At 66.3% G+C, this 21265-nt stretch carries 20 protein-coding genes; 18 read left to right on the top strand and 2 right to left on the bottom strand.

Going from position 1 to position 21265, the window contains the following annotated elements; genetic code table 11:
- The first annotated feature begins 35 nt into the window (after positions 1 to 35).
- Positions 36 to 3344 carry a glucodextranase DOMON-like domain-containing protein gene (locus V3G39_14495; protein XAS75846.1) on the top strand — a complete coding sequence of 1103 codons (3309 nt, stop codon included), beginning with the start codon at positions 36 to 38 and terminating at the stop codon, positions 3342 to 3344.
- A gap of 10 nt (positions 3345 to 3354) precedes the next feature.
- Here V3G39_14495 and aceB read toward each other — a convergent pair whose 3' ends face one another.
- Together aceB and aceA are read right to left on the bottom strand one after the other, a co-directional pair.
- On the bottom strand, positions 3355 to 5034 hold the full coding sequence (gene aceB / locus V3G39_14490; GenBank protein ID XAS75845.1) for a malate synthase A: 1680 nt from the start codon (positions 5032 to 5034) through the stop codon (positions 3355 to 3357).
- A 36-nt stretch (positions 5035 to 5070) separates the two neighbouring features.
- Positions 5071 to 6405, bottom strand: coding sequence for an isocitrate lyase (aceA, locus tag V3G39_14485; protein XAS75844.1), 1335 nt, complete (start codon positions 6403 to 6405; stop codon positions 5071 to 5073).
- Between the two features lie 81 nt (positions 6406 to 6486).
- Between aceA and V3G39_14480 the strand changes: the two genes are divergently transcribed.
- From V3G39_14480 to dprA, 17 genes are all read left to right on the top strand, one after another.
- On the top strand, positions 6487 to 8091 hold the full coding sequence (locus V3G39_14480) for a helix-turn-helix domain-containing protein (GenBank protein ID XAS75843.1): 1605 nt from the start codon (positions 6487 to 6489) through the stop codon (positions 8089 to 8091).
- Between the two features lie 25 nt (positions 8092 to 8116).
- A complete protein-coding gene (locus V3G39_14475; GenBank protein ID XAS75842.1) occupies positions 8117 to 9322 on the top strand; it encodes a CapA family protein in 1206 nt (401 codons plus the stop codon).
- A complete protein-coding gene (locus V3G39_14470) occupies positions 9319 to 10305 on the top strand; it encodes a 2-dehydropantoate 2-reductase (GenBank protein XAS75841.1) in 987 nt (328 codons plus the stop codon). The genes V3G39_14475 and V3G39_14470 overlap by 4 nt, the downstream gene beginning before the upstream one ends.
- 161 nt (positions 10306 to 10466) lie before the next feature.
- A complete protein-coding gene (gene rpsP, locus V3G39_14465; protein XAS78252.1) occupies positions 10467 to 11033 on the top strand; it encodes a 30S ribosomal protein S16 in 567 nt (188 codons plus the stop codon).
- Between the two features lie 5 nt (positions 11034 to 11038).
- On the top strand, positions 11039 to 11281 hold the full coding sequence (locus tag V3G39_14460; protein ID XAS75840.1) for an RNA-binding protein: 243 nt from the start codon (positions 11039 to 11041) through the stop codon (positions 11279 to 11281).
- A gap of 113 nt (positions 11282 to 11394) precedes the next feature.
- Complete coding sequence (locus V3G39_14455; protein XAS75839.1) at positions 11395 to 12585, top strand: MFS transporter; 1191 nt, start codon at positions 11395 to 11397, stop codon at positions 12583 to 12585.
- Positions 12586 to 12598: 13 nt separating this feature from the next.
- Positions 12599 to 13057, top strand: a complete 459-nt coding sequence (locus tag V3G39_14450) for a DUF2752 domain-containing protein (GenBank protein XAS75838.1) — start codon at positions 12599 to 12601, stop codon at positions 13055 to 13057.
- Positions 13058 to 13111: 54 nt separating this feature from the next.
- Complete coding sequence (rimM, locus tag V3G39_14445) at positions 13112 to 13621, top strand: ribosome maturation factor RimM (protein ID XAS75837.1); 510 nt, start codon at positions 13112 to 13114, stop codon at positions 13619 to 13621.
- A 4-nt stretch (positions 13622 to 13625) separates the two neighbouring features.
- Entirely contained in the window at positions 13626 to 14801 is a 1176-nt protein-coding gene (gene trmD / locus V3G39_14440) for a tRNA (guanosine(37)-N1)-methyltransferase TrmD (GenBank protein ID XAS75836.1), read from the top strand.
- Positions 14802 to 14994: 193 nt separating this feature from the next.
- The gene (gene rplS, locus V3G39_14435; protein ID XAS75835.1) at positions 14995 to 15366 is read left to right on the top strand and encodes a 50S ribosomal protein L19; all 372 of its coding nucleotides are present in this window, start codon (positions 14995 to 14997) and stop codon (positions 15364 to 15366) included.
- A gap of 151 nt (positions 15367 to 15517) precedes the next feature.
- Positions 15518 to 16213: a signal peptidase I gene (lepB, locus tag V3G39_14430; GenBank protein ID XAS75834.1), complete on the top strand. Its 696-nt coding sequence runs from the start codon at positions 15518 to 15520 to the stop codon at positions 16211 to 16213.
- A 7-nt stretch (positions 16214 to 16220) separates the two neighbouring features.
- Positions 16221 to 17027 (top strand): signal peptidase I, encoded by an 807-nt coding sequence (gene lepB, locus V3G39_14425; GenBank protein XAS75833.1) that lies wholly within the window; start codon positions 16221 to 16223, stop codon positions 17025 to 17027.
- A gap of 23 nt (positions 17028 to 17050) precedes the next feature.
- Positions 17051 to 17749: a ribonuclease HII gene (locus V3G39_14420; GenBank protein ID XAS78251.1), complete on the top strand. Its 699-nt coding sequence runs from the start codon at positions 17051 to 17053 to the stop codon at positions 17747 to 17749.
- Positions 17746 to 18051, top strand: a complete 306-nt coding sequence (locus tag V3G39_14415) for a DUF2469 domain-containing protein (protein XAS75832.1) — start codon at positions 17746 to 17748, stop codon at positions 18049 to 18051. The genes V3G39_14420 and V3G39_14415 overlap by 4 nt, the downstream gene beginning before the upstream one ends.
- Before the next feature lie 202 nt (positions 18052 to 18253).
- On the top strand, positions 18254 to 18643 hold the full coding sequence (locus V3G39_14410) for a YraN family protein (protein XAS75831.1): 390 nt from the start codon (positions 18254 to 18256) through the stop codon (positions 18641 to 18643).
- A complete protein-coding gene (locus V3G39_14405) occupies positions 18640 to 20169 on the top strand; it encodes a YifB family Mg chelatase-like AAA ATPase (GenBank protein XAS75830.1) in 1530 nt (509 codons plus the stop codon). The genes V3G39_14410 and V3G39_14405 overlap by 4 nt, the downstream gene beginning before the upstream one ends.
- Positions 20166 to 21260, top strand: coding sequence for a DNA-processing protein DprA (gene dprA, locus V3G39_14400; GenBank protein ID XAS75829.1), 1095 nt, complete (start codon positions 20166 to 20168; stop codon positions 21258 to 21260). Before V3G39_14405 ends, dprA begins: the two co-directional genes overlap by 4 nt.
- Positions 21261 to 21265: the final 5 nt, after the last annotated feature.

Below are 21265 nucleotides of genomic sequence, written 5' to 3'. Positions count from 1 at the left end.
CCCGAAGTGATTCACATCACACAGGAGAGTCATCCATGTCGCGTCGTTTCGCCGTCCTGCTCGTCACGTCCGCAATGGCGCTGGGTACCGGGTACGCCAGCTCACCCGCCCGGGCGCAGGCGGGCACTGCTGCTCCGAACGGTCCGGGCGCCACCAGCTACCAGGCCCAGTCGCGCAAGGATTGCATCGGTACGGCACGGAATCGGACGTCCAAGATCTGGTACACCGTGGCGAACGGGGTGTTGTCCGACGTCTTCGCGCCGACCGTCGATGCCACGAATGTCGCGACGATGCAATACATCGTCAGTGACGGCAGCTCGTTCTCCGATCTGCAAACGCGGGACATGACCTACACGGTGGGCTCGGATGCCAGCGGTATGTCGTGCACGGTCACCTCGCGCGCGAAGAGCGGCCGCTATCAGCTGAAGACCACCTACGTCACGGACCCGGCGCGGGAGTCGGTCGTGGCTCATACGACCTACCAGCCGCTGATCCGGGCGGCTGTGGATTATCGGATCTACGTTCGTCTCGATGCCAACGCGGGAGGCAACGGCGGTGGTGGCGCTTCGAACGCCGGCGCGGATACCGCGGTCACCGACACCTCCACCGGGCATCCGGTAGCGGTCAGTTACGACGTCAATACCAAGAGCCAGGCTGCGGGTCGGTCCTATGCAGTGCCCTCGTTCCTCGCGCTCACCGCCGATCACCCGTTCGGCGCCGTCAGTAGCGGTTTCGTCGGCACGAGCAGCGACGGCCTGGCGCAGCTGGATGCGGCCAAATCGCTGACCCCTACGTACTCGCAAGCAGCCGCTGGGAACGTCGAGCAGACCGCGCAGGTCAGGCCCGACAGGAAGGGCGCCTTCACGCTGGCATTGGGTTTCGGCACCTCCCAACACGCAGCGGTGGCGACGGCCGTGACGTCGGCCGCAGCGCCCTTCGCGCGTACCAGCGCGACCTACATCGCCGGGTGGAGGGCTTACGACGAGGGGCTGCGCTCGGTGAACCGGCTGAACGCCGGATGGCACCGGCAGCCTGGCGCCGTACGTGACTACTACCAGTCGGCCAATGTGCTGAAGGCCTCCGAGGACAAGACCTATCCGGGCGCGATCGTCGCCGGCGTCGACAAACCCTGGGGGCAGTCGACTCCTGCGAACGATCCGGACAACCTGTTCACCACGAGCTACTGGGAGGTCTTCCCGCGTGATCTCTACGAAGCATTCACCGGGCTGCTGGTCGACGGCGACCTCGCGACGGCCCGCGATACGGCGCGGTTCCTGCTCACCAGGAGCCAACTGCCGGACGGCTCCCAGCCGCGTAACTCCCTGCTGAACGGAGCGAAGGCCCCCGATTCGTTCAACACCCAACCGGACGAGACCGCCTACCCCCTGCTGATGGCGTGGCAGGCCGGACTTGCCGGTGACCGCTCCCTCTACCCGCACGTTCGTGCCGAGGCCGATTACCTGGTGTCACACGGTCCCAGTTACGGCGTCGAGCGCTGGGAGGAGCAGGGCGGGTATTCCCCCTCCACGATCGCTGCCGAAATTGCCGGCCTGGTTTCCGCGGCGTCCATTGCCCGCACCCAGCACGATCCGGCCCGCGCGCGGATCTGGCTCGCCACAGCAGATTCCTGGCAGCGTCAGATCACGTCGTGGGGTGTCACCACGACCGGTTCGCTGTCGAAGTCGCCCTACTTCATCCGACTGTCCAAGACCGGTGACCCGAACGCCGCCATCAGCTACAACGTGGGCAATGGCGGACCGACCCTGGATCAGCGCAGTGTGATGGATCTGGGATTTCTGGAGTACGTCCGTCTGGGCCTGCTGCCGGCGACCGACCCCACGATCACGAACAGCGTCCAGGTCGCGGACAGGGTCTTGGAGAAGAAAACGGCATCCGGGCCCGGGTGGTTGCGCTACAACGGTGACGGGTACGGCGACTGCGCGGTCCCGTCTGCCAGCTCCTGCACGGTGGCCGGAGCACCGTGGACGAACGGCAACGTGGGCACCGGACACCCATGGCCCGTGCTGGCTGTCGAGCGTGCACAGCAGGAACTCGCGACCGGTGACCGGCTCGGCGCAGCCCGGCTGTTGAAGACCGTCAACGCGATGAATTCCGGCCCGGGACTGGTGCCAGAGCAGGTCTGGGACGCAGCAGGGCTGCCCGCCTCGCCGTACGGCAGTGATCCGACGAAAGCGTCCATCGGGTTCGTCAACGGCAAAGCCGACGGCTCGGCGTCGCCGTTGACCTGGGGCGCGGGAGCCCAGGTGCGACTGACTGCCGACTTGGCCGCCGGCCGCAGCCTAGAGCAGCCGAGCATCACGGTGGACCGGTACGTGCGGCACCGCCAGCAGAGCACCCGGCTGACAGTGAGCGCCCCGAACGCGGGCACGGCAGCCGGCAAGACCGTGACGGTGACCGGCACTGCCGTCCGGGGCGCGACCGTCGACATCTCGGTCTCGGGCGTGGACGGTACGAACGCCACCACGGTCCGGACATTGCGGGTCGGGGCCTGGGGTTTCTTCTCGGTGACTGTGCCGCTGGCCGCCGGCAGCAACTCGATCGCGGTGAGCAGTACCGCGCCCGGCGGCGGCACTGCACAGGTCGTTCGCCAGGTCGTCAGCGATGTGGTGGACGGCACGTTGCTCTACGCCACGACCGACCCCACCGGCGATGACAACGGACCCGGCAAGTACGCCTACCCCACCGACGGGGCGTTCCACGCCGGAGCCTTCGACCTGACCCGGTTCGAGGTCTACAACACCGGTTCGACCGTTACCTTCCGTGTGCAGACGCGCGATCTGAGTCCGACCTTCGGCTCCAGCAACGGTGCCCAGTTGGTCGACGTCTACGTGCATGACCCGGCCGCGATCTCGACGTCCACCTCGTCGTCCTACCCCGGCATGAACTACCGGGTGAGCGGTTCGGCGGCGTGGAGCAGGCTGATCGAGGTCCAGGGGTTCGCCGGCAGCAAGATCGTCGGTCCGGACGGCACATCGGTGGGCACTCCCACGGTCAGTGCCAACGCTGTCTCCCGCTACATCACCTTCACGGTGCCGGCGGCTGCGCTGGGCGGGATGCCCTCTGCCGGCTGGGGTTTCATGGTAGCGCTGACCGGACAGGACGGCACTCACGGCGCCGACCAGACGCGATCCTTCGCAGCAACCCCACAGCCGTACGCCTTCGGGGTATGCGCGACGGCCTCCACCGACCCGGTCTGCGCAGCCGACCCGTCGTCTGTGCCCAAGGTGATGGACACGCTGGTACCGGTCGGGGCCACGCAGAGCGATGAGTTGAACTACGTGGCGCACCAACCGGTGACGTTGAGCGACGTCGTGATTCCCTGACCTGGGTCGGTCAGCGCAGCGCGGGGGAGAGCACCCGCTCCGACTGGTGCAGATCGGTCTCGGGCACGCCGACCTGCATCCGCAGGTTCGGCTCGGTCAGGAACCGGACGTACCCGTAGTTGGTGAAGAACCCGGGCAGGTGTGGCTGCAGAGCAACACGCTCGAGGATCTCGCGGGCATCTTCGTAGCGTGCGGTCGTCGCGGCATCTGCGGTGCGGGTGAGTTTCGACATCTCTTCGGAGACGACACGGTCCATGAGCTCGCGAGTGACACGAGGACCCTCGGCAAGGGTGACGTTGTGGAAAAGCCACTGCCACAATTGGACTCGAGCCATTTCGACGGTCGCTGCGTCCTCCATCAAATTGTCGATCGCGACAGCCCCACGGCCGTTGATCCAGGAAGCCAGGTACTGCAGAGCGACGGAGACGTTGGTACGCACCCCCTGCAGGCTGATTGTCTGCTGGATCCCGACCAACGAGACCAGGTCTCGGGCCGTCGCTCTGCTGACGCGTTGCACATCGCGCTGATCGTGTTTGTCGCCGAGCACTGCCGCGTAGGCCTCTGAGCACACCTGCACCAGAGCCGGGTGGGCGACCCATGATCCGTCGAAGCCTTCGGCTGCCTCGCGCTCCTTCTCCGAGCGGACCATCGCCAGCGCCCGCACCCGGGAGTCCTCGTCGTGCCGGGTCGGGTTGGTCGCCGCGGGCCCGGCGATGGCAAACGCGCCGCGCTTGTGGCAGGTCGCCACGAGCAGTTCGATGTACGCCCGCAGGAACGGGCTGGCCATCGTGATGTGGTCGCGGTCCGGCAGCACGAATTCCGTGCCGCGGTGGGCGAAGGTACGCACGTAGCTGAAGAGGTAGTCCCAGCGTCCGTCTGCCAGACCGCTGCAGTGCTCACGTAATTCGAAGAGAATCTCCTCCATCTCGAACGCTGCTGGAACGGTCTCGATGAGCACGGTGGCGCGAATTGTGCCCTGGGGAATACCGATCTCGTTCTGCGCGAAGCGGAACACGTCGTTCCACAATCGCGCCTCGGCATGCGACTCGAGCTTGGGAAGGTAGAAATATGGTCCGGCGCCGCCGTCGATCAGGGCCTGGGCGTTGTGGAAGAAGTAGAGCCCGAAGTCCACCAGGGTCGCGGAGACCGGTCGACCGTCGATGCTGATGTGCTTCTCGCACAGGTGCCACCCGCGCGGTCGCAACACCACCGTCGGTGTACGCGCCGGCTGGCGGCGCACCTGCCCGTCCTCGCGACGCACACTCAACTGACCGCGCGCCACGTCGTGCAGGGTGAGCTGAGCGTCGATGAGGTTGCTCCACGTCGGTGCCATCGCGTCTTCGAGGTCCGCGATCCAGACCGTCGCGCCCGATTCCAGCGCGTGCATCGCCATATTGCTGTGCACGGGAGCGATCAGCTCACACCGCCGATCCTGCAGACCGGGAGCGGTCGGCGCCGCCCGCCAGCCCGTATCGTCGCGCAGTGCGGCGGTCTCACTCAGGAACTGCAGGTCGGCCCCGGCGTTGATGGCACGGGCCCCGTCACGACGCTGCGCCAGAAGCTCAGCGCGGCGCCCGGCAAACTCTCCATCGAGAGCGGCGACGAACGCGAGCGCGTCCTGGGTGAGGATCTGTTCGTACCGGTCGCCGAAGGCGCCGCGGATCTTCGGGGTGGCGCTTGAATCACGCATGATCTGACCTTTCGAGGCGGAGAACTTCGTGGGTTGTTAGAACTGGGCGTTCTCTGTGCTGTCCTTCAGCGCCGTGGTGGAGCTGTGCGGGTTCAGCGCAGTGGACACCAGATCGAAATAGCCGGTGCCGACCTCGCGCTGGTGCTTGGTCGCGGTGTATCCACGTGCCTCGGCGGCGAACTCCTTCTCCTGCAGATCCACATACGCCTTCATCTGCTCGCGGGCGTACCCGTGGGCCAGCTCGAACATCGAGTAGTTCAGCGCATGGAAGCCGGCGAGGGTGATGAACTGGAACTTGAAGCCCATCGCGCCGAGTTCCCGCTGGAACGCAGCGATCGTGTCGTCGTCCAGGTGCTTCTTCCAGTTGAACGACGGACTGCAGTTGTAGGCCAGCATCTGGTCGGGGAACTTGTCCTTGATCGCTTCGGCGAAAGTCCTGGCATGCGCCAGGTCGGGAGTGCCGGTCTCCATCCACAGCAGGTCGGCGTATTCCGCGTAGGCCAGGCCGCGTGCGATGCACGGCTCGATGCCGTTCGTGACCTTGTAGAAGCCTTCGGCAGTGCGCTCACCGGTGATGAACGGCTGGTCGCGCTCATCCACGTCGGTCGTCAGCAGCGTTGCTGCCTCGGCGTCGGTGCGCGCGATCACGATGGACGGCACGTTGCTGACATCGGCGGCCAGGCGTGCGGCGTTGAGGGTGCGCACGTGCTGCTGGGTCGGGATCAGCACCTTCCCACCGAGGTGGCCGCACTTCTTCTCCGAGGCGAGCTGGTCCTCCCAGTGCACGCCCGCGGCACCGGAAGCGATCATCGACTTCATCAGTTCGAAGGCGTTGAGCGGGCCACCGAAGCCGGCCTCCGCGTCCGCGATGATCGGGACGACCCACTCATCGACGGTCTTGATGCCCTCGGAGTACTCGATCTGGTCGGCGCGCAGCAGAGCGTTGTTGATGCGCCGAACGACCTGCGGCACCGAGTTTGCTGGGTAGAGCGACTGGTCGGGGTAGGTCTGCCCCGCGGCGTTCGCGTCACCTGCGACCTGCCAGCCGGACAGGTAGATGGCCTTCAGGCCGGCCTTGACCTGCTGGACGGCCTGGTTGCCGGTGAGGGCGCCGAGCGCATTGACGTAGTCCTCGGTGTGCAGCTTCTCCCACAATTGCTCCGACCCGCGTCGGGCGAGGGTGAACTCCTCCTGCACGCTGCCCTGCAGTTTCACGACGTCGGCGGCGGAGTAGTCGCGCTGCACGCCGTTCCACCGGGGGTTGGCGTCCCACTCCTGCTGCAGCGCTGTCGCGGCCTGCGCCTTGCGGTCTGCTCCGGCGTCGCCGGAGGGGGCTTGGTTGATCTCGCTGTCGGGGATGGTTGAAGTCATGACAGAAGTCTGTGGGCAAATACGAGCAAGTAGCCAGATTTTCTTCGTCAATAAACGTGAAAATTGACATAAAGTAACGCTATGCCGTCTGTTGATCGTATGAAGCCGTCACCCACCACGCGTGGTTCGAGCGCCCGTGGTTCAGCCGACCGTGCACAGCCGACCTCGCGAGGTGTCAACCCGACGGATGGTGACGCCCTCCCCGGGCGGCTGACCATCCCGCACCGTTTCGTCCCCAGCGTGACCGATGTGCGCGATGAGCCCGATCCGCTGACGATCGGACGTCGGATTCGCCACCTCCGCCAGGAGAAGGGCCTGACGTTGGGCGACGTCGCCACCTCGATCGGGATGTCGGCCTCGGCGTTGTCGCTGATCGAGAACGGCAAGCGCGAGCCCCGGCTCTCGCTGCTCAATGCATTGGCTTCCACCTTCGACACCCAGCTTTCTGAGTTCCTCGCCACCAAAGCGCCTTCGCGTCGGGCGGCCCTGGAGATCCGGTTGGAGAGGGCCCAGCGAAATGCCGGCTACGACTCCCTCGGGCTGCCCAGGGTCAAGATCGGACCACGGTTGCCCCTGGAGGCGCTGGAAGCGCTTGTCGGGCTGCACGAGGTCATCGCGGCGACGTCGGCCGAGCGGGCCGCGACGCCCGAGCACGCTCGTCGGGCCAACTACGACCTGCGGGTCCGGATGCGCGGCGCGGACAACTACTTCGCCGACATCGAAACCGAGGCGAGCACGCTGCTGGAGGCGATCCACTACGCCGGTGGGCCGGTAGGGCGGGTGGCCGTCGACCGGATCGCGGCACATCTCGGATTCGCGCTCGTACATACCGCAGACCTGCCCGGGTCCACCCGCACCGTCACCGATATGACCCACAAACGCATCTACCTTCCGCAACCCGAGGCCGGTCAACACGACTCCCGCTCGCTGGCGTTGCAGGCGCTGGGGCACCTGGTGCTCGGGCACGACGTGCCGCACGACTATGCCGAGTTCCTCACCCAGCGGGTCGAGATCAACTACTTCGCCGCGTCGGTGCTGATGCCACAGGACGGCGCTGTGCGGCTGCTGCGGACGGCGATGCAGGACAAGGACATTGCCATCGAAGATCTTCGGGATGCGTTTGCGGTCTCCTACGAAACGGCAGCGCACCGCTTCACCAATCTGGCCACCCGACACCTGGGCATTCCCGTGCACTTCATGCGGATAGGGCAGGACGGGATGATCTACAAGGCCTACGAGAACGATGGGGTGGTCTTTCCCAGCGACGCCACCGGGGCCATCGAGGGTCAGCGGGTGTGTCGGGCATGGACCGCTCGCAGGGTGTTCGAGCAACCTGACCTGTCCCAGGCGTTCTGCGCCTACACCGACACCCGCTCCGGCACCTACTGGTGCACTGCCGCGATCGACAGGGCCCCTGCGGGGGTCTTCTCTGTCAACGTCGGGGTGCGTTATCAGGACGTCAAATGGTTCCGCGGCCGGGAGACCACCCACAGGGCGGTCTCGCGTTGCCCCGATCCGACCTGCTGCAACCTGCCGCCCGCGGACCTCGCCCAGCGGTGGGTCGGCAACGCCTGGCCGAGCGCGCGCGCCCATTCCCACCTGTTGGCCGCGATGCCGCCCGGGGTATTTCCCGGTGTCGACGACACGGAGGTCTACCGCTTCCTGGACCGGCACGCCCCTTCCTGAGCGTGGGGTCCAGTACGGTCGCGTGATGATGCCATCGAGGTCCTCGCGGGGTGCTGCATCGCTCGGTGTGGCGACGGTGTTCCTCACCGCGTGCGGTCTGTCCTCCTGCACGTCGGGTAGCCCCTCGCCCGCCGCGTCATCGTCATCAGCCTCTGACGCCCCGGCTGCCTCCGCGTCGACACGACCACCTGCTGTGCAGCCGTCCGTCACCGTCAGCGGCAGCGGCGACATCCTGCTGCACACCGCGATCGGGCAGGAGGCCGCCGGCTACGCGTCGGCCGCAGGTCGCAAGGGCTACGACTTCGATCCGATGTTCGCGCAGGTGCGATCGGCCATCTCGGCAGCCGACCTTGCGCTCTGCCATCAGGAGACCCCGATCTCCACCACCGATACCGACCTGAGCGTCCCCGGTTCGCTCGTGTTCAACGTGCCGCGCGAGATAGCAGGAACCCTGAAACGAGCGGGTTACGACGGTTGCGACATGGCCTCCAACCACACCATCGACCGCGGACTTGCCGGGATGGCCTCAACGCGTCGACAACTGACGGACGCCGGATTGAAGGTTTCCGGGCCGTCGGCCGACGCGAAGACGTCGGGCAAGCCTGCGGTGTACGACGTCAAGGGCGTCCAGATTGCCCACCTCGCCTACACCTATACCTTCCCCAACTCGGACGGCCCCACGACCGCGGTCCCCAGCGGCGCTCCGTGGTTGCGTAGTTCGTTGTGGCCGGCGGCCGGTGCTCGGGGCATCATTTCTGACGCCACCGCAGCAAAGAAGGCAGGCGCTGCCCTGGTAATTGTCAGTATCCACTGGGGGAGAGAGGGCGTGCAGCAACCGACTGCTGACCAGGTTGCGCTGGCCGGGGCGTTGACGAAGTCACCTGCTGTCGACGCGATCTTCGGCACCCACGCCCACATCGTCCAACCGTGCACCGAGCTCAACGGCAAGTTCGTCTTCTACGGGCTCGGGAACTTCATTTCCAACCAGGGGCCCGGCCATGGTCCGCAGACGGAGTCCAACCGGGATGGCGTCCTGGCGCAGATCACCTTCACCCGCACAGCATCCGGTCGGTGGAGCCAACGCGCCAGCTACCAGCCCACCCACGTCAACACGACCGCGCGGCACACCGTGCAGTTCTCTACGCCCGACTCCGATGCTGCATCGTGGAAACGGACTCAGCGCGCCATGAACGCATTGAGGTCCTGCCCGGCTGTTGCGGACGGCTCATGAGGGTCGTCGTGGTGGGCGCCGGAGCGATCGGCGGTACCCTCGCCGCCGCGTTCGCCGGCGGTGGCGCGACAGTGTCGCTGCTGGCGCGCGGCGCGACCCTGGCCGCCGTGCAGCGCGACGGGCTGCTGATCGAGCATGCCGGGGAAGTGGCCTGCTACCGGCTCGTCGCAAGTGATGACCCGGCGGATCTGGGGCCCCAGGACCTGGTGGTCGTGGCCGTGAAGGCGCCGGCGCTGGGAACGGCCTTACCGGTCGTGTCTGCCCTGCTCGGTGACCAGACCCGGGTGTTGACTGCAATGAACGGCGTGCCGTGGTGGTTCCTGCAGGGCGGGTTCGGTGGGTCGGTCGCCGGCCGGACGTTGTGTACGGCGGACCCGGACGGATCGATCGCGGCAGCCCTGCCTGTCGGGCGGGTCATCGGCTCCGTGGTCCACCTGGGAGCCAGCACGCCCAGGCCGGGGGCCGTGGCCTGGTCGACGGGAGAGGCGGTCGTGCTGGGGAAACCCGCAGGAGGCGCAGACCCGTTCAGCGAGAAGGTCGCAGCGGTTCTGGTGAACGGTGGTCTGGCTGCCACGACCTCACCGCAGATCCAGCGCGACGTGTGGTGGAAGTTATGGGGAAACATGACGATGAACCCCGTCAGCATGCTCACCACCAGCACGATGGACCTGATCCTGGACGATCCCTTCGTGCTCGAACTGATCGAAGCAGTGATGCTGGAGGCGAAGGCGCTGGGCGAAGTGCTCGGCATACCCATCGATCAGCTTCCTGCCGACCGCCACCGGATCACCCGGCAACTCGGGCCGTTCCGTACCTCGATGTTGCAGGACCTCGACGCCGGTCGGCCGGTCGAGCTCGATGCGCTGCTCGGATCGGTCGTAGAACTGGCGCAGCTGGCGCAGGTGGCGATGCCGACGACCCGGATGCTCTTCGGGTTGGCGCGGACACGAGCCCGCTCCATCGGTCTGTACCCGCCAGCCTGAGGATTTCGGCGCGTCGGGTGGTTCTGGCAGACTGTCCCGCGTACCCGCGCGTCCGGTCGGTTTCCACCTGCCCGCGCGCCTACCCCGAGTCTCGGCCCCCCCATGCATTCGCATGTGGTCTCGCCGTGCTCACTGATGATGGAACAGGAGACACCACCAACGTGGCCGTCAAAATTCGTTTGAAGCGTCTCGGCAAGATTCGCACCCCCCAGTATCGCGTCGTCGTCATGGACTCGCGCACCAAGCGCGATGGTCGGGCGATCGAGGAAATCGGCAAGTACCACCCCAAGGAAGACCCCAGTCTGATCGAGATCGACTCCGACCGCGCGCAGTACTGGCTCGGCGTAGGTGCTCAGCCCACCGAGCAGGTGCACGCTCTGCTGCGCGTGACCGGTGACTGGCAGAAGTTCAAGGGCGAGCCGGGTGCCGAGGGCACCCTGCGCGTGAAGGAAGCTCCGCGCGACAAGAAGGCCGCATACGAGGCGGCCCTGGCCGCCGCGCAGAACGAGTCCGACGCAGCCGGTAAGGGTGGCGCGACCACCCGCAAGAAGGCCGCTGCATCAACCGAGAAGGTCAGCGAGAAGTCGACCGAAAAGGCGACCGAGAAGCCGGCCGAGAAGGCCGAGGACTCCAAGCCCGTCGACGAGTTGGCAACCGATGCAGCTGCGCCCGCCGCCAAGGAGGCTGACGCAGCGACTGCCGAGGCCGCCGCCAGCACCGAGAGCTGAGTCTCTTGCTGGAAGAAGCTCTCGAGCACCTTGTCAAAGGCATCGTCGATCACGAAGACGATGTCGTGGTGACGCACAAGGACGGCCGACGCGGCGAGATGCTCGAGGTGCGCGTGCACCCCGATGATCTCGGTCGGGTGATCGGACGCTCGGGTCGCACGGCGTCCGCGCTTCGCACGGTCGTGGGAGCGCTCGCCAGCGGTCGCAACATTCGTGTCGACATCGTCGACACAGATCAGGTGCGCTGACCCCTCAGTCAGGAATGTCGATCGACGCCAGGTGGACCGGGATGGCCGGAGCGCCTGGCGTCGGTCATTTCCGCTCCTCCACGTGCTTGATTTCCACAAGAAGGTCCCTCATCGTGACCACCACCCGCCCTGCGCTGGGCAGCCCGTCGGCGCTCGCTGGAGTGCTCGTCGCCTTCACCGCCAACGGATTCGGCTATGGCGCTATCGGAGCCCTGACACCCGCGCTGCGCGACCAGCTGCACACCGACGCACTCGGGATCGGTGTTCTGCTGATGTCCCTGGGCTTGTCCGCGATCGTCGGCATCAACCTCGGGGGTCGCAGCTCCGATGCGCGCGGGGCGTTACGGCCGATGCAGATCGGCACCCTGGCGATGGGTCTCGGATTGCTGCTGCTGCCCTGGGCGACGTCGATATGGACGGCGTGCGTGGCCGGGCTCCTGATCGGTCTCGGTAACGGCGCGCTCGATGTCTCGATGAATGCACTCGCCGTGCAGGTCGAACAGCACCGGGAACGGCCGGTGATGAGTCGGCTGCATGCGTTCTTTTCCGTCGGGACCCTGGGCGTGTCCCTCCTGGTGCTGTTGTTGGGTGCTGCAGCACTGTCGGGGGCAGGACTGGCGCGTGTCGCGCTCACCACGGTCGGCGTTGCGTTACTGGGCAGCGTCTACTTTCAGGATCGGCTCTCAGCTCAGTCCGAGGTGGTCGCGCACGCCGACGCAGACGGTAGGAAGAGCGCAGTCCCGCGGGCAGCGTGGCTGCTGGGCCTGATGGCCATCTGCTTCGCCATCGCAGAGGGCACCGCGATGGACTGGTCGGCGTTCGATGTGAAAGTGATCGCCGAGGTTTCGGACTCGACCGCGGCGCTCGGGGTGGTCGCTGTGTCGGCCACGATGGTTACCATCCGGCTCCTCGGCGACGCTGCCGTGCATGCCATGGGCCGCCGCGCGGTCGTCCGATCCGGCGCGGCCGTCGCTGCGGGCGGCTACCTGATCTGTGTGGTAGCCGGTCCGCTCTGGCTCCTGCTCACCGGCTGGGCCGTCGTGGGCCTGGGCATGGGGCTGGTCGCACCGCAGATCTACGGGCTCGCCGGCAACCTCGCCGGGGGACGAGGGCTGTCCGTGGTGGTTTCGATGGGGTACGCGGCGGGTCTACTCGGGCCCGGCGTGATCGGCACCCTCGTGCATGCCTTCGGCATTGCCCATGCGCTGATCGCTCCGCTGTCGCTGGCGCTGCTGCTGTCCGGGTTGAGCGTTGTCATGCCCGAGGTGCGACGCGGCGGGCCCCCTACGCAAGCACCATCCTGAGATACTCGTGCGCATGACCCAGCTCTCGCCGCCCCGATACGCGGTAGCTGACCCCTGTGCGCAACCGACACCGTGGCGGCGGACCCGCTCGATGGTGCTGGGTGGTCTGGCGGCAGTGCTGCTCACCGTCGCAGTGCACTTCCGCGATCCGCACCGGCACGCCTCGTGGGGGCTGTGCCCGCTGTATGCGCTGACCGGTCTCTACTGTCCCGGTTGCGGTGGAATGCGAGCAGTGAACGACCTCACCAATGGCGATCTGCGGGCGGCCGTCTCGAGCAACGTGCTCGCGCTGACGCTGTTGCCGGTGGTCATCGGATGGTGGCTGGTCGAGGTGCGCAATCGTTGGCGGGGCGTGCACGTGGTGCCGTTCACCCGCCGACACGCCAGCACCGCGACCACCCTCGCGGCCATCGTCGCGATTGGTTTCATGGTTGTACGCAACACGCCGTGGGGCGCCGGGTTCGCGCCCTGACGGCGGTCACCAGGCAGGTCGCGATGACCCGTCCCGTACTGAGAGACTTCCGGTATGGATGAGGTGTTGGTTGCGCGAATCGGTCGTCCGAACGGACTCAAGGGCGCGGTGACGGTTCAGTCGCACACCGATCAGCCGGCGGAGCGTTTCGTCCCGGGAGCAGACTTCGTCACCGAACCCTCGATCGGGGCGCTGACGATCCGCTCGGCCAGATTGCAGGGTATGACGTGGGTACTGGCGTTCGAGGAGGTGACCGACCGGGAGGGGGCCGAGGCAATCCGGGGTACGCGGCTGCTCGCAGAGCCGGACTCGCCCGGCGGGGACGACGGGTTCTACGAAGACGACCTGGTGGGCCTCGACGTCGTCCTGCTCGACGGGTCGCCGGTGGGCACGGTGACAGCTCTGCACCAACGCCCGGCGCAGGATCTCATTGAGGTCGAGCTCGTGGGCGGTGGCGCTGCCTACGTGCCGTTCGTGGATCAGATCGTGCCGCAGGTCGATCTGGAAGGTGGCCGGATCACCATCGATCCTCCCCCCGGGCTGCTGGAACTGGCCGGAGCCTGACTGCGTGCGCATCGACGTCGTCTCGATCTTCACTGACTACCTCGCACCACTGGACCTGTCGCTGATTGGAAAGGCGCGCCGCGACGGCGTCCTCGATGTTCGGGTGCACGATCTGCGGGACTTCACCCACGACCGGCACCGAACCGTCGACGACACGCCGTACGGAGGTGGCGCGGGGATGGTCATGAAACCCGAGCCATGGGCGACAGCCTTGGACGAGGTAGCGGCCAGCGGCGACGAGCGTCCCGTTCTGGTCGTGCCCGGCCCCGGTGGTGCGCCCTTCACACAGGCGATGGCTCACGAGCTGGCCGGGCATCCGTGGTTGGTGTTTGCCTGCGGCCGCTACGAGGGCATCGACGAGCGGGTGTACGACTACGCGGCGGCGACGATGCAGGTGCGGGTCATCTCGCTCGGCGACTACGTGCTGAATGGGGGCGAGGTCGCGGCGCTGGCCATGATCGAAGCCGTGGCCAGGTTGTTACCGGGCGTGATCGGCAATGCCGCCTCACTCGATGAGGAATCCCATGAGGGGGGCCTGCTCGAATACCCCGTCTACACCAAACCTGCCCAGTGGCGCGACTATTCGGTCCCATCGGTGCTGCTGTCGGGCGACCATGGCGCAATCTCCTCGTGGCGCCGCGAGCAGCGACTGCGCCGCACCGCCGAGCGCCGACCAGATTTGCTGCATCCCTCGGCTGCCGTCCGGACCTCGCAGCTGGAGCTGGTACCCGCCGGCCTCGGTGACGTGGGCGAACTGCTCACGCTGACCCACGCCTGCTGGTTGTCGGCGGGTATCGAGAACGCAACGCTCGATATTCCGGCACAGCATGAGACCTACGATTCCCTGGCCCTCTCACTGCAGAACACGAAGACCTACGTGACCCGCGTTGACGGACGGTTGATCGCGTCGGTCCGCGGCCGGCAGCTCGACGACGACTGGGAGATCGAGCGGCTGATGGTCGCGCCGGATCTGCGCGGACGTGGGTTGGGACGATGGCTGCTGCAGCAGGTCGAGGCATACGCGCCGGCCGGGGTCACCGCCTACAGCCTGTTCACCGGTGACCGCAGTCGAGGTCCGCTGCGTCTGTATCGCGCGGCCGGCTACCGGCGCGCGGGCGCCGGACCGCACGATCGCACCGTCCGGTTGCGCAAGCAGCTCGACGGAGGCGACCCGAACTGACGCGAGGGTCGCGGTCCACGATTTACGCACGACGTCGCTTGTCTGGCACAATCAGCTCTCGCGCCGCGTATGCGTACGGACCCCCGCCACAGGGGGATGTGGCCTGATCCGTCAGGTCATGCGGTCTGAGGCAGTCGGCGCACCCCGTTCATCAACGGTGACGACCTGTGGCGTCACGAGGAAGAAGCCCGTCATGCAGAAGTTCGACGACATCGATGCAGCCAGTCTGCGGTCCGACATCCCGCAGTTCCGCGCCGGCGACAACGTCAAGGTGCACGTGAAGGTCATCGAGGGCACCCGTAGTCGTGTCCAGATCTTTCAGGGAGTCGTCATCCGACGTCACGGCGGCGGTGTGGGCGAGACCTTCACCGTGCGCAAGATCAGCTTCGGTGTCGGTGTCGAGCGCACCTTCCCGCTGCATACCCCGGTGATCGACCACATCGAGGTCGCTTCACGTGGTGACGTGCGCCGCGCCAAGTTGTACTACCTGCGCAACCTTCGCGGCAAGGCTGCCAAGATCAAGGAAAAGCGCGACGCCCCTGCAGTCAAGCCCAGCAAGGCCTGATCACCGCGGACAGCACCGACCCGCAGTCGTGACGATGGCGTGATTCCCGCGAGGGGGTCACGCCATCGCCGTATCTTCTTCGGCGGTATCAACTTCAGCGACAGATGTGGCTGTGGCCCGGCTTCACGGTTTCGTGGGGCACACTCTCGTGGTGACTTCCGGATCTGAAAGCCCCAGCGGGCGACGCGAGGGGTCGTGGTGGGCAGCGACCCGCGAAATCGTGGTCGTCGTCGTTGTTGCACTGGTGTTGTCCTTCTTGCTCAAAACTTTTCTCCTGCAGCCATTCTGGATACCTTCCCCATCGATGAATGACACCCTCGTGCGCGGCGATCGGGTCGTGGTCAGCAAGCTCACCCCCAAAGTGTTCGACCTCAAACGTGGCGACGTCGTTGTCTTCGAGGATCCCAACCACTGGTTGGGCCCGGATCTCGGGGATCATCCCGGGACCGCGAAGAAGGCGATGGAGTTCGTGGGGCTCTACCCCGGCGGTGACAATCACCTGATCAAGCGGTTGATCGGACTGCCCGGTGACCACGTGAAGTGCTGTAATGCCCAGGGGCGGTTGACGATCAACGGTGTGGCGATCCTGGAGCCCTACGTGCCCCGCGGAACAGCGCCCAGCCTGCTCAAGTTCGACGTCACCGTCCCCAAGGGCAGGGTGTGGGTGATGGGTGACAACCGTGGCGACTCCAGTGATTCCCGCTATCACGACAACGGCACCGGTGCCACGGGATCCGTGCCGATCGCCGATATCACCGGGCGGGCCGATGTCATCGTGTGGCCGCTGGACCGCATAACCTGGCTCAGCAATTACTCCACGACCTTCGCGAAGGTGCCTTCCCCTTGATGAACGCATGACAGACCACACTCACGATCGAGCCGACTCGGAGCCGGATCCGGTGCCGTCGAACGACTCAGCGCCGGCCCCAGGGCAGATCCCGGCGCAGCCGGTCGCGCAGCCCACCCGACGTTCTCGGGGTGCTTTCATCCGTGAGCTGGCGATCGTCGTGGTGGTCGCTCTCGGTCTGTCGTTTTTGGTGAAGACGTTCGTGATCCAGCCGTTTTCGATCCCGTCGGCGTCAATGGAGAACACTCTCATCACCGGCGACCGGATCCTCGTCAGCAAGTTCACCCCCCAGCACTCAGACCTGCACCGCGGTGACGTCATCGTGTTCTCCAGGCCGCCGACATGGGGGGAGACGACGTCCAATCCGAACTTGTTCAAGCGCGTCGTGAAAGACGCACTGATCGGGGTGGGTGTACTCCCTGGCGGTCCGGATCACCTGGTCAAGCGGCTGATCGGACTCCCTGGGGATCACGTCGTGTGCTGCAACGCTGCGCACCAGATCACCATCAACGGCAAGGCGATCACCGAGACCTACCTGCCGCCGGGGACGAAATCTGATTCCGGTGCAGCAGCAGGGGTACCACCGAAATTCAATATCGTCGTGCCGGCCGGGAAGGTGTGGGTGCTCGGCGACAACCGGGGGTTCTCCGCCGATTCCAGGTACCACGATCAGGGCACCGGCGGTATCGACGGCACCGTGCCGATCGCCGACGTCACCGGTCAGGTCGTTGCCATTGCCTGGCCGATCAACCGCATCGGAGCCCTACCCAACGCCAACTCGGTGTTCTCCGACATCCCCAAACCCAAGCCGTGACACCCGCCCGCCCGACGCTGCGCATGGAGCGTGCCCTGCAACGGGATGGTCATCGGGTGCTGTGTGGGATGGACGAGGTGGGTCGGGGCGCACTCGCCGGTCCGGTTTCCGTCGGAGCGGTCGTGATCGACGAACGCACTCCCACGGCTCCGGTCGGCGTGCGCGACTCCAAACTGCTCACGCCCGCTGCGCGGGTACGCATGGTGCCGCGGTTGCAACGGTGGGCGTTGGCCTACGCAGTCGGGCATGCGAGTGCCGCAGAAATCGATCAGGTCGGCATCATGGCAGCGTTGCGGTTGGCCGGGCAGCGGGCGCTCGCGGCGTTGGATGTCCTGCCGGACCTGGTGATCCTTGATGGCAATTGCGACTGGCTGAGTGATCCGGGTGCACAGGGTCTTTTCGAGCTGACCTGCGATCGTCCGTCGGTGCCGCCCGTGGTCACGATGATCAAAGCGGACATGAAGTGTTCCTCGGTCGCGGCTGCAAGTGTGCTGGCCAAGGTCGAGCGCGACGCACTGTTGACCCTGCTCCATCAGGATTTCCCGCAGTTCAACTGGGCCGGGAACAAGGGATATTCGGCGCCCGACCATCTGGCCGCGATCAACGTGCACGGTCCGTGCGAGATGCACCGTCGATCCTGGCGGCCGTTCGCAGCGGCAGTTCCCGATAGCGTCGAGGTAACGTCCGACCGCGAAGCACAGATTGTGAAGGAGTGGGCGTGAGCGCCGAAGACCTGGAAAAATATGAGACCGAGCAGGAACTCGCGTTGTACCGGGAATACCGCGACGTGGTGGGACTTTTCACCCACGTCGTGGAGACCGAGCGTCGCTTCTACCTGTGTAACGAGGTCGACGTACTGGTGCGGGGTGAGGGCGCCGAGGTGTTCTTCGACGTGCGGATGAACGACGCCTGGGTCTGGGACATCTACCGCCCCGCCCGTTTCGTCAAGAAAGTCCGCGTCATCACCTTCAAAGACGTGAATGTGGAAGAGCTGCCGGACCGCGAGATGGAACTACCCGACTGAGCGGAGCGAGGGTCGGGTAGGTCCGTCTTGCCGGAACGTGATGATCGAGATGGAACTACCCGACTGAGCGGAGCGAGGGTCGGGTACTTCCATCTCGCTCTTCCACATCCCCTGACCCGTGCGTGCATTTTCCACACCCGATCTCCCGGTGACTTCTTCGTGCCTGCACCTGCCACCAAAGTCGCTGGTGGAGGTGGTGGCGATGAATGCGTCTGTATCCAACGGACGGGTCGATCCACGGCATGTGCTGGGTCGAGCGGGCGAGGACTATGCCGTGGAGTATCTGCGGCTGCAAGGCCTGGTGGTCATCGAGCGCAACTGGCGGTGTCGCGCCGGTGAGCTCGACGTGGTGGCGCTGGACGAGGTGGCCGACACCCTCGTGATCGTCGAGGTCAAGACCAGGCGTAGTACGACGTACGGCCGCCCGGTGGAGGCGGTGACGCGCCTCAAGGGAGCCAGGCTCCGGCAGTTGGCTCATGCCTGGTTGCGCGAGCATCCCGTTGCGGTGACGAGCGTGCGTATCGACGTCGTGGGGATTCTGGTGCGGCCGCGCACTGCGCCGATCATCGAACACATCAGGGACGTCTGGTGAGCCTTGGATGTACCCGCAGCGTTGCGCTGCGCGGGATCGAGGGCACCATCGTCTACGTCGAGGCCAACTCGGCTCAGGGCCTGCCGGCCTTCACTGTCACCGGGATGCCGGACGCGGCCTGCCGGCAGTCGCCGGAGCGTATTCGAGCGGCCTGCGGTAACAGCAACCTCGAGCTTCCCAAGGGTCGCATCATCGTGAATCTGTCCCCGGCGGCGTTGCCCAAGCAAGGGTCGGGATTTGATCTCGCAATTGCGATAGCGGCGCTTGCAGCCGCGGAGGTTGTCGATACAGAGGTCGTTCGTGATGTGGTGCATCTGGGCGAACTGGCGCTGGACGGAACGGTGCGCTCGGTCCCGGGGGTCCTTTCTGCAGTGCTCGCTGCTGCCAAGGGCGGTGCGACACAGGTAGTCGTTCCTGCGGCCAACGCTGCGGAGGCCTCGCTGGTGCCTGGCATATTGGTAACACCCATCCGCACGCTGTCTCAGCTGGTCGCTCGGTACGAGATGGTCAGGAAGCGCGAGCCGCTGCCCGACCTCTCGTTCGACCGTCCGGTGCCACAGACCCTGCCGCTGGTGCCGGACCTGGCAGATGTGTCCGGCCAGGAAGAGGCGCGGCATGCGGTCGAGGTAGCTGCGGCAGGTGGTCATCACATGGCGATGATCGGCCCGCCGGGTGCCGGCAAGACCATGATTGCCGAGCGTCTACCGGGTGTTCTTCCGGTCCTCGACCGCCACCAGGCGATCGAGGTCACCGCGATCCATTCGGTGCTCGGCGCTTTGGACGACCGGGTTCTGCTGGACCGCCCTCCGTTCGTCGCGCCGCATCACGGGGCCTCGATGGCCGCTGTGATCGGAGGGGGCAGCGGGCCGATTCGCCCCGGTGCGGTGAGCCGCGCCCACCGTGGGGTGCTGTTCTTGGACGAGTCGCCGGAATTTCGGCGGGACGTCCTGGATGCGTTGCGGCAGCCGTTGGAGTCCGGTCGAGTCACCATCGCGCGGGCAGACCGGGTGGCGACATACCCGGCGCGTTTCCAGCTGGTCCTGGCAGCCAACCCGTGTCCGTGCGGTAAGAACTTCGGAAAGGGATCCGCGTGTAGTTGCTCGGTCATGATGCGCCGCGGCTACCTGAACAAACTGTCCGGGCCGCTGATGGACCGCGTCGATGTGCATCTGCGGATCGCGCCCGTGACTCGAGCAAGCCTGGCCGGCCCCGGGGGTGAGTCCAGCGAAGCGGTCGCCGGTCGCATTGTTGCGGCCCGTGACCTGCAGAAGCGCCGTTGGGAAGGCACTGGGTGGACCTTGAACTCGCACGCTCCCGGGCCCGCGTTACGCAGCCGTTGGCGGCTGCCGCAGTCCAGCACGGCAGCCCTCGACGGTGCGTTGGAAACCGGCGCTATTACGATGCGCGGTTACGACCGTTGCCTACGAGTGGCGTGGACGTTGGCCGATCTGGAAGGCCTGAAAACTCCTGGGCCCGACCATCTCTACCGCGCCTTGGCCCTACGTACCAATGCGGTGGCGTCGTGAGCGTGCTGCAGGACGATCGGGCCTGCCGGATCGCCCTGTGCAAGGTCGGCGAACCCATGGACCCGACGATCGGTTCCCTGGTGGCCGAGCGGGGCCCGGTACGCGCATGGCACCAGATCGCTCGCAATCCCGCGAGCACCTACCAGCGGTTCGCAGCGCGGGTCGCCGACCTGGACGTCGACCGCGTTCGGCATGCAGCGGATGCGCTGCATATCCGGATTGTGATCCCGAGTGACCCGGAATGGCCGACCGGCTTGAACGATCTGGAGTTGCCGCCGCTGTGCCTCTGGGTTCGCGGTCCGGCGCAGCTGGCGCCCTCCTGCGTTCGTAGTGCATCCATCGTCGGAGCGAGGTTGGCCACGGCGTACGGCGAGACCGTGGCGACCGGTCTGGCCCACGACCTGGGAGCCCGTGGATTCTCGATCGTGTCCGGTGGCGCATTCGGGATCGACGCAGCCGCGCACCGCGGTGCTCTTCGGGCCGGAGCCGTGACGATAGCGGCGATGGCGGGTGGTGTGGACCGTCTCTATCCGGCCGGAAACTCCGCCCTGTTGGAGGAGATCCTGCTCACGGGGGCGGTCATCTCCGAATGCGCACCGGGCAGCTCGCCTCAACGGCACCGGTTTCTGGCCCGCAACCGACTGATCGCGGCTTTGACACCGGGCACCATCGTGGTCGAGGCGGGGATCAGGTCCGGTTCATTGAATACCGCTCGCAACGCGGAGCGGCTGCACCGCGTCGTGGCAGCGGTGCCGGGACCGGTGACCTCCACGAGCAGCGTGGGCACCAACGAACTGATCCGTCAGGGTATTGCCTGCCTGGTCACCGATGTCGGCGAGTGCGTCGAGATCCTCGGGGACTACGGGGCCGATCTCGGGCCCTGCAGGGTCGGCGAAAAGACTGCCGTCGACGGGTTGCCCGAGGTGCCACGACGCGTCTTGGATGCTCTTGCTCCGCGCCGCTCGTGCAGCGTCGATCAGCTCACCAGGTCCGCTGGGCTGTCGGTGGGGGAGGTGCTGGGCGGCCTGGGCGCCCTGGAGCTGAACGGGCTCGCCGTGCGATCGCCGGAAGGCTGGCGCCGGGCGGGATAGCGTGA

Source organism: Dermatophilaceae bacterium Sec6.4 (assembly GCA_039636865.1).
GTDB lineage: Bacteria > Actinomycetota > Actinomycetes > Actinomycetales > Dermatophilaceae > Allobranchiibius.
The sequence above is the reverse complement of the archived record's forward strand: the minus strand, read 5'-3'. Positions and strand labels throughout refer to the sequence as shown.

Bases quoted from the DNA above. Each gene is read 5' to 3' on its own strand.
- V3G39_14495 (XAS75846.1), top strand. From the start codon at position 36: ATGTCGCGTCGTTTCGCCGTCCTGCTCGTCACGTCCGCAATGGCGCTG.
- aceB (XAS75845.1), bottom strand. From the start codon at position 5,034: ATGCGTGATTCAAGCGCCACCCCGAAGATCCGCGGCGCCTTCGGCGAC.
- aceA (XAS75844.1), bottom strand. From the start codon at position 6,405: ATGACTTCAACCATCCCCGACAGCGAGATCAACCAAGCCCCCTCCGGC.
- V3G39_14480 (XAS75843.1), top strand. From the start codon at position 6,487: ATGCCGTCTGTTGATCGTATGAAGCCGTCACCCACCACGCGTGGTTCG.
- V3G39_14475 (XAS75842.1), top strand. From the start codon at position 8,117: ATGATGCCATCGAGGTCCTCGCGGGGTGCTGCATCGCTCGGTGTGGCG.
- V3G39_14470 (XAS75841.1), top strand. From the start codon at position 9,319: ATGAGGGTCGTCGTGGTGGGCGCCGGAGCGATCGGCGGTACCCTCGCC.
- V3G39_14450 (XAS75838.1), top strand. From the start codon at position 12,599: ATGACCCAGCTCTCGCCGCCCCGATACGCGGTAGCTGACCCCTGTGCG.
- rimM (XAS75837.1), top strand. From the start codon at position 13,112: ATGGATGAGGTGTTGGTTGCGCGAATCGGTCGTCCGAACGGACTCAAG.
- rplS (XAS75835.1), top strand. From the start codon at position 14,995: ATGCAGAAGTTCGACGACATCGATGCAGCCAGTCTGCGGTCCGACATC.
- lepB (XAS75833.1), top strand. From the start codon at position 16,221: ATGACAGACCACACTCACGATCGAGCCGACTCGGAGCCGGATCCGGTG.
- V3G39_14420 (XAS78251.1), top strand. From the start codon at position 17,051: ATGGAGCGTGCCCTGCAACGGGATGGTCATCGGGTGCTGTGTGGGATG.
- V3G39_14410 (XAS75831.1), top strand. From the start codon at position 18,254: ATGAATGCGTCTGTATCCAACGGACGGGTCGATCCACGGCATGTGCTG.